Source organism: Nostoc sp. LEGE 12454 (assembly GCF_056620565.1).
In genome coordinates this window covers 42,317-50,437 of the sequence record NZ_JBWQXL010000046.1, presented here as the reverse complement: position 1 = coordinate 50,437, position 8,121 = coordinate 42,317, and the positions used below count along the sequence as shown (strand labels likewise).

Sequence of the window (8,121 nt, the reverse complement as noted above, 5' to 3'; positions counted from 1 at the left end):
ATAAGGAGTCACGCCTGAACCTGGCGGGTAGGACTTTCACCTACATCTGATTGAGAGTTCAACTCTTGCGAGTTGGTAAGGTTATTTACGGACTGGGTACCGTGATTCACTTACAACGAATCGCACGAGGATTCACTCTAGTTTTACTTTCTAGCATTATTAGTCCAGAGTTTAGCAATTATTACATTATGTAAAAGGGACATAATTTTTTCTCTGTTCTCAACAAGCCCAGCTTGTTGAGATGAGCAATGACCACGATTTCACAAAGCGTAGCCCATCGGAGATATGTCTTTGAGACTTGGAAAATAAATCAAATGAGAAATGCTGATTTTTTCGTTGGTTCTTAACATTGGTTGCGATCGCGAGTAATTTAGATGCGTTTGCTCTGGCGATCGCAGAAGTTGAATCTTTAAAACTCGATAAAACCTCACAAGTAATATTTTCTCACTCAATAGACTACAGAAATTACACTTTCCTCTTTTTTGTAGTGTAATTATATTGCATTGTGTTGTAGAACTCCAAAAAGATAAATTTGCTCCTATTTGAGCCGAAAAAGTCACTGTACAAGCTGCCTCTAAAGCATTCACTATAAGGATTATCGGACAATTTGCTGAAATTTAGCTCAACAATATCGAAAGAATAGACAATCCAATCTAAAGAATAGGCAATCCAATCGAAATTTTGTTCATTTTAAATGTAAATCTGATTTTATATACTTTTGCTAAAGGTGGTGCTTACTGTTTTTATTAGTATCTTTTCTTGAAAATGAAAGTATTTTTTTACTTTCATTTATGTCGTTTATATTCCTCTTGATAGAGGTATTTCAGTTTGAGTAATAGGAGTTTAATTCTAATGGCAACTTCTGACAATAGCAATCAAACTGTTGGCTCACAAAGTACTAGCAACAGTTCAACTGGTAATGGCAATTTTTCTTTCAGTGATGGCAAATGGCAGTCTACCGATGGCAGCAGTTTAGATAGTGGCAGTAGTTTTAGTGGCGCTGCTAGCGGTAGTAATACTTTCGCTTCCTTCATCGGTGGTGGCAACTCATCCACAACCAGTGAAGATGGAAAGTACAAATATAATTACGAGCGACCACTTGACGAGCGGGCTTTAACTGATACCAATAATCCGTTCAATCAACTTATTGGAGTTGTTGGCGGTGATATTAGTGCATTAGGTGGTGGTAGCAACCCCTTTGGTGGCACATCTGGTGGTAACGCATCTGGTGGTGCATCTAGCGGTAACACATCTGGTGGCGGTAGCAACCCCTTTGATCGCGCATCTGGTGGCGGTAGTAATCTCCCTGGTAACTTACCATTTGGCAGCACTCCGCCCTCCAAGGAAAGTGGTAGCAACCTACCTGAAACTGGCAACGGTCAACCTGTACCTTATAAGAGCGACAACTGGATATCTGATATTCAAAAATTAGATGGTGCAGATGCTACCGATAACAGTGGCCAAGGTAACGGTAACTGGCTATATGGTAGTAACAACACAACCGACGGTAATGGTAACTGGAATTTTGGTAGCGGTAACACAACCAACGGTAACGGTAACTGGAACTACGGTGATGGCAGCAAAACCGAAGGTAATGGCAACTGGGGCTTTGGTAGCGATAGCACAACCAACGGTAACGGTAACTGGAACTTAGGCAATAACAACGACATCTTTGGTAATGCCAATACACTACCTGGTAGTAAAAACGATATCCTTGGTAGTGGCAACACTGCCAATGTAACTAACAGCAATCTCCTTGGAAACCGGATTGAAGCCAGTGGTGACGACAAAACACTCATTGGTAATGAAGGCTGGAATTTCTCTGTTAGTGGCGAACTGATATCACTAGGTAGTACTAAGCCTAGCCAAAATATAGGAACTGATGTCAGCAGTTTACTCAGCAGTTCTGACCTTATAACATCCGCCATGTCAAATCCAGGCTACAACAACCCAAATTATGATTTCTCTACCATAGCCTAAAACTTTGTAGCAGACAGGAGCCAGTTTTTGCATCGGTAAGCCTGGCCCTTTTTGCTAACTGTCATGTGTAGATTATTGTACAAAGTAATGTGCATAAAAAAACTCATTGTAGTGGTTAATTTAAGTCAAATGCATAAAGACTATTTTTAGTAATTCGGCGCGAGTAAACGGTTTCGTCAGATATCCAGAAGCCCCAACTAATTTCGCTTTTACTTTGTCTACAATTCCTTTATTCCCAGTGACAAAGATAATAGGAGTGTTTTGAAATAGTGAATTGTTTCGTATAATCCGGCACAACTCATAACCATCGATTCCTAGCATGTTTAAATCCAACAAAATTAAATCCGGTTTGTGCCTTATAATTGACAAAACGGCTTTCACTGGATCGTTAATAGTCACTACAGAAAAATTTTCATTTTCTAAGAAATAACTGATTTCTTTAAGAATTGTAGGGCTATCATCTACAGAAACGATTTTGTGGACTTTTTTTACTGTTACCGTAGCAGCTGTTACTCTTTGGGAAGCAGAATTTATGTTATTTGATATTGTTGGTTCCTGAAAGTTTTCTTTGGAAGGAGTAGAAATCTGTGGTAATCGCTGAACAGGAACTATTTTCTCTTCAGGAACATTTTGGTAAGAATTGACAGTGGTACTTAGTTCTTGTTTCGTGTCAACTAACCCTGAAATCAATTTTGAGAAAAGCGATTGCTCCTCAAAAATCTTTGGTAACTTATCATAAGGTGGATCGGGTTCATGAAGGATAATCGCACCCTTAAGGATGTAAGGGTATAAATTGCGGGCTAGTTGAATTTCATCTTGATTCAAAATTACAGCCAGATGACACAGGCTAAAACCCTTCATCCAGTTAATTAAATCTGGCTGTAGATTTGGTAAATCTTGGTCATCAAACTTGCTGTTAATCAATAGATATGGACGTTGATATGGAGAAGAAATTTTAGGTATAAAAGCCTGCCAACTCTGTAATCTTAATTGGCAATATTCTAGAATTTTTTCGACACCTAGTCGGCAAATCTTTGGCATTCTCTCAAGTGGTTCTGTTAATTCATAAGTACCTTCTTTGATCAGCAAAAATGATTCAATTACCTCTTTAACTAATTCTTGAACCAGCACTGCTGCTTGTGTAGAATGTAGATGTTGTTGACTAACAAGCCAGGATATAGCCTGGTACTCAGCAGGGTGGCTTCTCGAATTAGTGTCATCTTTGATTAACTGACTGTGTGAGTCAGGTTCAAACATCAGCCGTACTTGAGAGCGAACCTCATTAGTCAGGAGTGGAATTTGCTGGCTGAGGCGTCGCAAATGGCGTTCTAGTCGATCGAAAGGTTCCACGGAATGGGTAGCGTAAGTTATTTTGCCCTGTTCTAAGTAAATCGACCAAGAAACTGAGTTACTCAATACTTGTAAACAAGTACTGTCGGAACAATTGGATAATTGTCTTAACAAACTTAGAGGACGTAGTTTGGTGAATGTACCTGAGTTATTCATATTTTTCAAGTTTTTTGCGGAATCAACAAGCGAACATTTGTAGATTGAAAATATGAGCTATAAAGTATTCTCTTCTTTGTAATATTTTTCTACCCACAAACTATTTATTTGAAAATATGTACATATATTAAAAATTGTAAGGCTTCTAAGTCTCTTGTTACATTTAGCACATTTTACTTAATCCATCTCAAAAAGCAAGTAGGTATGAATAAAGGTAAGCATCTATCATAGCGAGATTATCAGTAGATGTTGGTTAATTCTGGATTTTACTAACTACTGACAACTCTTGAGTGAAGACCTTAATAATGACGTTTATTTATGCCCACTCACTTCAAGAAGCAAATTTGATTCCAAGTTCGCGTAGTTACACTGGTATACTTCTAGAGTTAACAAACTTAATTATGATTAATTACTTTTCCTTAAAGAAACGATTCTTCTACATAAAATCTTTAAAAACTTATCTAAAAAAGTTTACGTATTTATTGTACTGTAGGTTTAATGGATATAACTTTTTGGTAGATACATTACAACAGGTAATGCTGGGTTTTGATAAACTCTTTTTTGCTAAACTAAGCTGTACTCAAGTTCATCTTAAATATATAGAGAACTTCATGAAAATAATTTGTTTAATAAAGATTAGAGCATCTACCAATAGATACTATATTCTGTAGTCGCCTCGGCGATTGAAACTATATACTCTGAGCAAAGGGAAATAAAGCTTTGAACTTTAACATAACACAAAAAGTTATGCATGATACATTAAGACTTGATGAAGTAGTAGAATTTGCTGAGAACCCAGAACCCCGTTGTCCTTGTGTACTTTTGTTAGACACATCTGGGTCGATGCAAGGAGAGCCGATTGAGGCTTTAAATCAAGGTTTACTAAGCTTAAAGGATGAATTAGTCAAAAATTCCTTAGCTGCCAGACGGGTAGAAGTGGCGATCGTCACTTTTGACAGTAATATTAATGTAGTACAAGACTTTGTGACTGCCGATCAATTCAATCCGCCGATTTTGACAGCCCAAGGTTTGACTACAATGGGTGCGGGAATTCATAAAGCTTTGGACATAATTCAAGAGCGTAAATCTCAGTATCGTGCCAACGGGATTGCTTACTATCGTCCTTGGGTATTTATGATTACCGATGGAGAACCCCAAGGTGAATTAGAGCAAGTGGTAGAGCAAGCATCCCAGCGTCTACAGGGAGACGAAGCAAACAAGCGGGTAGCATTCTTTACGGTTGGTGTAGAAAATGCGAATATGACGCGTTTAAATCAAATAACTGTACGTACTCCCTTAAAGCTTAAAGGATTAAATTTTATCGAGATGTTTGTCTGGCTGTCAACTAGTATGTCGGCTGTTTCTCATTCACAAGTAGACGAACAGGTAGCACTACCGCCGATTGGTTGGGGAACTGTTTAATGAAAAATCGCAGCTTGATGTTTACACAGCTAGCTGCTTGAAAAAAAATTTATGAACATATCAAAACAGATTGCTCAATGGCGGATTGTGGCTGCGTCTGTATGTGGTACAAGTCACTTAAAAAACAATCAATTATGTCAGGATGCTCATCATTGGCAGATATTGTCAGATAATGTTTTAGTGGCGGCCGCAGCAGATGGCGCGGGTTCTGCTAGCCTTGGGAAAGTGGGAGCGATGGTTGCTGTGGAGACAGCAATCGAAAACATTTCTACCAAAGGGCTGACTCGAAAAAGTTTGACTGATGATACGTTGGTGCGATCGCTCTTAAATGATGCCATATTCGCTGCCAAAAAAGCTGTGGAAGATGAGGCGGCTACTTGTGACAAACAGCCTCAAGATTTAGCAACTACCTTAATTATGCTGGTTGCCACACCAGAAGTTGTAGCTGTAGTTCAGATAGGTGATGGTTTGGCAGTGGCAAAAGATCGTCTGGGCAACCTGCTGGCACTGACGATGCCTGACAGTGGTGAATACATTAACGAAACCACTTTTTTAACTTCGCCCAATGCCTTAGATACAGCACAAATGAGATTATGGCGCACAGACATAGTAAACGTTGGTATCATCACCGACGGATTACAAATGCTGGCTTTGAATATGGTTGTTGGCGAACCTCACAAACCATTCTTTTTTCCGCTGTTTGAATTTGTCGCCAATACCGAGGATAAGACAGAAGCGAAGGAGCAATTGGTAAAATTTCTACGCTCAGAGCGGATTACGCAACGCACTGATGATGATTTAACACTCATTATAGCCGCATTCAACGACTCATGAGCAACAAATCTACAGGTTTCTACATCTTACAATAACTTCCGTTAGCGGTAATTTCATTATGCAGGTACTACGTTGTTCCCCCAGAAAAGAAATCCTCAGTCTCAATGTCAGTTTGGGACGTGGCGGTGAAGCTTGTGTTTATGCAGTGCCATCCGATAACGATTTGGTGGCGAAGATTTATCACAAGCCAACCACTGCCCATGCAGAGAAACTCCAGGCGATGCTTGCTAACCCGCCAGAAAACCCTACGGCGAGTTTAGGGCATATCTCTATCGCTTGGCCAGAGGATTTATTACGGGCGGCAGATGGCAAAAATAGCATCCTGGGCTTTTTGATGCCACGTATTCAGGGGATGCGTCCAATCATCGACTTTTACAACCCCAGAACCCGTCGGCAACACTGCCCTCTATTCAACTATCAGTACCTGCTCCGCACGGCTCGAAACTTGGCGGCAGCTTTTGCCGCTTTACACGCTAGTGGATATTGCATTGGTGATGTGAACGAGTCTAATATCCTCGTCAGTGATACAGCACTGGTGACTTTGATAGACACAGACTCTTTCCAAGTAACCGACCCAAACAGCAATGTTGTTTATCGCTGCCCAGTAGGTAAACCAGAGTTTACTCCACCAGAACTACAGAATAAAACTTTTGCCCAGCACGATCGCGAAATCTCTCACGATTTATTTGGGTTAGGGGTGCTAGTATTCCAACTCTTAATGGAAGGCACCCACCCATTTTCGGGGATTTTTCAAGGTGCGATTGAGCCACCACCTTACGAAGCACGCATTGCATCGGGTCATTTTACTTACAGCGAAAAGCGTTACGTACCCTACCTGCCGACACCCATTGCCCCCCCTTGGGAAATTCTCCATCCCAGCTTACAGGAATTATTTGTCCGTTGTTTTGAAGAGGGTCATAACAACCCACAACTACGCCCCAGTGCCCAGACTTGGCTCTCAGCCATCGCTGAAGCCGAAGAGTCTCTGATTACCTGTACGACAAATCCTCAGCATCGCTACAACAACCACATGCGTAGCTGTCCGTGGTGCGAACGTACAGTGCGATTAGGTGGACGCGACCCCTTCCCATCACATCGGGCTATAGAAGCTAGAGAACATCTGCAACCGCGAGTCAAAGCGAGAAAGCGCTACACTCAGACACCGCATTTTCCCCAGCGAGCCATGTCACCGCAGCTAGCTAATTACTGGCAGCCAGTAATGACTCCCAGCGGTTCATATAAACCTTCCAAAAAGTCAAAGTTGTACCCGATTATTTGTTGTTTGCTGGGTTTTGGTTTATTGGGATATGCAGACGTAATGATTAAATTTACTCAGCCGTTGGTTTCCCAAAATGCTTACACCCAACAAACAATCAAGTCTACCCAGCCAAATAATAAACTCAGCTTCGCTGATTCTTATCAGCAAGGTTATATTGCTTATAAAGAGCGAGACTATGACAAGGCAATTGCCAACTTTAGCCAAGCAATTGAACAAGAACCGACACACGCTAGAGCAATTGTAAATCGTGGCAATGCCCGCTATAACCTGAAAGACTACGAAGGAGCAGTTACAGATTATAGCCAAGCTCTGAAAATCAATCCCAATCAAACCAAAGCTTTGGTAAATCGGGGCAATGCCCGCTATATGCTCGCCGAATATAGCAACGATCCCGATCGAGAATATAATCTAGCGATCGCAGACTATAATCGAGCTATCGGTCTGGATAATAATGAAATTGAAGCTTATGTCAGACGCGGGATTGTCCGCGCCCAAATGGCTAAATACAGCGGTGAATCTCAACAAGCTTACAAAAAAGCGATCGCAGATTTTACTCAAGCCATACAACTTAATGTCTCAAAAGCCGAAGCTTACTTCCAGCGGGGTGTTGTCTATTATCAAATTGCTCAATATAGCAGCAATTATCAGCAAGAATATAATCAAGCGATCGCTGACTTTAACCATGCATTAACTATTAGCCCCAAACTAGCAAAAGCATATCTCAAACGAGGTATGGTTCGCTATGAACTGGCACAATATGGCGGTAGTGAATCTAACAAAAACCAGGCGAAAGCTGTCGAAGATATACAGGCATCTGCCAAAATATTTCTTGAGCAAGATGACATGGATAATTATCAGCAAGCACTCAGCAATATGTGCGTAGTCATCGAAAACAAATGTGACCCTTTATTCCAAGGCTCTAGTAATATGGAAAAAACTAACTAGAAACAAGTAAGTTTTGTTACTAGCATATTATTGTTTTTGATTGAACAAATCAAGCCTAACTAGGGTTAGCTGCCGCTAATCCTAGTTATTTTATAGGTGATATTTTTATTTAATTGAGTAATTTATTTCTGTATTTATAGATATTCATAGAGCTT

At 40.5% G+C, this 8,121-nt stretch carries 6 protein-coding genes; 4 read left to right on the top strand and 2 right to left on the bottom strand.

Features of this window, described 5'->3' with window-relative positions; translation table 11 throughout:
- Positions 1-260: 260 nt before the first annotated feature.
- Entirely contained in the window at positions 261-431 is a 171-nt protein-coding gene (locus AC1F2U_RS28885) for a hypothetical protein (protein WP_480264261.1), read from the bottom strand.
- Between the two features lie 421 nt (positions 432-852).
- On the opposite strand from AC1F2U_RS28885, the gene AC1F2U_RS28880 reads away from it, so the two are divergent.
- On the top strand, positions 853-1,980 hold the full coding sequence (locus tag AC1F2U_RS28880) for a hypothetical protein (RefSeq protein WP_480264260.1): 1,128 nt from the start codon (positions 853-855) through the stop codon (positions 1,978-1,980).
- Positions 1,981-2,100: 120 nt separating this feature from the next.
- On the opposite strand, the gene AC1F2U_RS28875 is transcribed toward AC1F2U_RS28880, so the two are convergent.
- On the bottom strand, positions 2,101-3,486 hold the full coding sequence (locus AC1F2U_RS28875; RefSeq protein ID WP_480264259.1) for a response regulator: 1,386 nt from the start codon (positions 3,484-3,486) through the stop codon (positions 2,101-2,103).
- A gap of 747 nt (positions 3,487-4,233) precedes the next feature.
- On the opposite strand from AC1F2U_RS28875, the gene AC1F2U_RS28870 reads away from it, so the two are divergent.
- Genes AC1F2U_RS28870 through AC1F2U_RS28860 form a run of 3 tightly spaced genes read left to right on the top strand, consistent with a single transcriptional unit; the run spans position 4,234 to position 7,966 of the window.
- Positions 4,234-4,908: a vWA domain-containing protein gene (locus tag AC1F2U_RS28870; protein ID WP_322660910.1), complete on the top strand. Its 675-nt coding sequence runs from the start codon at positions 4,234-4,236 to the stop codon at positions 4,906-4,908.
- Between the two features lie 51 nt (positions 4,909-4,959).
- On the top strand, positions 4,960-5,742 hold the full coding sequence (locus AC1F2U_RS28865) for a PP2C family serine/threonine-protein phosphatase (protein ID WP_480264258.1): 783 nt from the start codon (positions 4,960-4,962) through the stop codon (positions 5,740-5,742).
- A 58-nt stretch (positions 5,743-5,800) separates the two neighbouring features.
- Positions 5,801-7,966: a tetratricopeptide repeat protein gene (locus tag AC1F2U_RS28860; protein ID WP_480264257.1), complete on the top strand. Its 2,166-nt coding sequence runs from the start codon at positions 5,801-5,803 to the stop codon at positions 7,964-7,966.
- Positions 7,967-8,121 lie beyond the last annotated feature (155 nt).

Coding starts and splice junctions, on each gene's coding strand:
- AC1F2U_RS28880 (WP_480264260.1), top strand. CDS start 853: ATGGCAACTTCTGACAATAGCAATCAAACTGTTGGCTCACAAAGTACT.
- AC1F2U_RS28875 (WP_480264259.1), bottom strand. CDS start 3,486: ATGAATAACTCAGGTACATTCACCAAACTACGTCCTCTAAGTTTGTTA.
- AC1F2U_RS28870 (WP_322660910.1), top strand. CDS start 4,234: ATGCATGATACATTAAGACTTGATGAAGTAGTAGAATTTGCTGAGAAC.
- AC1F2U_RS28865 (WP_480264258.1), top strand. CDS start 4,960: ATGAACATATCAAAACAGATTGCTCAATGGCGGATTGTGGCTGCGTCT.
- AC1F2U_RS28860 (WP_480264257.1), top strand. CDS start 5,801: ATGCAGGTACTACGTTGTTCCCCCAGAAAAGAAATCCTCAGTCTCAAT.